Genomic DNA, 1670 nt, shown 5'->3' with positions numbered 1-1670 from the left:
CAATGAAATATTTTTCTCAGATATGAACAAATCGTTCATATTTACGCATAAATATGCAAAATATTGCTTGACAGGCTTGAAAACGGAACATTAAACATAATCCGAAGGAAATTGTAGGAGGACAATTTACATGTCTGCAATTTCTAACAATAACTATTTCTATTCTGCTTCAACGATTCGTTCTGCTCTTGAAAGAGCCATCTCTTCTGTCTCTGATAATATCGCCTGCTATTGTGCTGATCCTGTTTCTGATTTCACCAGAAACAGAAAGCTTAACTGTTCTGATCTTATTCATTACATTTTGCATTTATCCAATAAAACCATTCGATCTGATATGATGAATTATTTTTCTGACATTGATGACATGCCATCTGCATCTGCTGTCTCTCAGCAACGTTATAAATGTAAACCTGAGGCATTCAAAAGAGTGTTTTCACTATTCACTTCTTATTTTACAAACTATAAAACATATAATGGTTACTATCTTCTTGCCTGTGATGGTTCTGATATCAATATCTCTCACAACCCAAAAGACAAGACGACATATCACATCAATACATCTGCAACCAGAGGATACAATCAGCTCCATCTCAATGCACTTTACGATGTGTTAAACGGTATCTATGTAGATGTGAATATTGATACAGCCACTAAAACACATGAGTGCGGTGCACTTGAAGAAATGATTGATAATCATCAATATCCACAGAATTCAATCATTGTATGTGACCGTGGATATGAAAAATACAATCTGATGGCATCATGTATTGAAAAGAATCAGAAATTCATCATTCGTGTAAAGGATATTCATAGTAACGGAATACTCTCTACGATGCATTTTGAAGATATTGCGTTTGATACGCATATCACTAAAAGAATGACATATCTTCAGACAAATGAAACAAAAGACAACGAGATATATACACTCCTTGTGAATGCCAGTGCACCGTTTGATTATCTTACAGCTGATCAGGACTACTATGAAATGAATCTTAGAGCAGTTCGTTTTAAAATCACTGATGATACATACGAATGTCTTTTGACCAATTTATCAGAAGATGAAATGACATTTGAGGAATTCAAAGAAATCTATCATTTACGATGGGGTATTGAGACTTCTTTCAGAGATTTGAAATATACAGTTGGGATGTTGTATTTCCATTCTTCCAGTCAACAACTGATCCGACAGGAAATCTATGCCTCTTTGATACTATTCAATTTCAGCAGGATCATTATAAATAACACTCCTCCAGATCAAAAGGAAGAATGTAAATATCATTACAAAGTAAACTTCAAAACAGCAATAACAAATATCCGTCTGTATCTTGATGAAAAAATAGATGAAAAGGAACTGACGAAAAGAATAAAAAAATTCCTGAGCCCAATAAGGCCAGGAAGAAAATACAGTCGCAATGTGAAGCCACAGTCCTGCAAGACACCTTCATACTATGCGGCATAGTGGAGATTAGCTCCGCTATTAAAGTAAAACAAAATGGCAGAAAATACAATCTCTATTGTAGAGATATTTTTGTCATGCCTGAAATTGTTCGAAAAATCAGCAAAAGCCAAAAACCAGGAATAGCTATCTGATAGAAGACAGTTCTATTCCTGGTTTTACTGTTGTCTATAGAGATTACCAATTATCAATAGTGCTTAACTTAATGACATTG

At 34.3% G+C, this 1670-nt stretch carries 1 protein-coding gene; it reads left to right on the top strand.

The annotated features are described in order from the left end of the window. The first annotated feature begins 130 nt into the window (after window positions 1-130). Window positions 131-1459 carry an IS4 family transposase gene (locus tag ACTND6_RS10950; protein ID WP_441024273.1) on the top strand — a complete coding sequence of 443 codons (1329 nt, stop codon included), beginning with the start codon at window positions 131-133 and terminating at the stop codon, window positions 1457-1459. Window positions 1460-1670 lie beyond the last annotated feature (211 nt).

Origin of the sequence: Bulleidia sp. HCP3S3_C9 (assembly GCF_052064035.1) — a bacterium.
Lineage (GTDB): Bacteria > Bacillota_I > Bacilli_A > Erysipelotrichales > Erysipelotrichaceae > Bulleidia.
This window is presented reverse-complemented; position numbering and strand designations above follow the sequence as displayed.

What these genes read in the sequence shown, in the direction of transcription:
- ACTND6_RS10950 (WP_441024273.1), top strand. Translation starts at nt 131, where the DNA reads ATGTCTGCAATTTCTAACAATAACTATTTCTATTCTGCTTCAACGATT.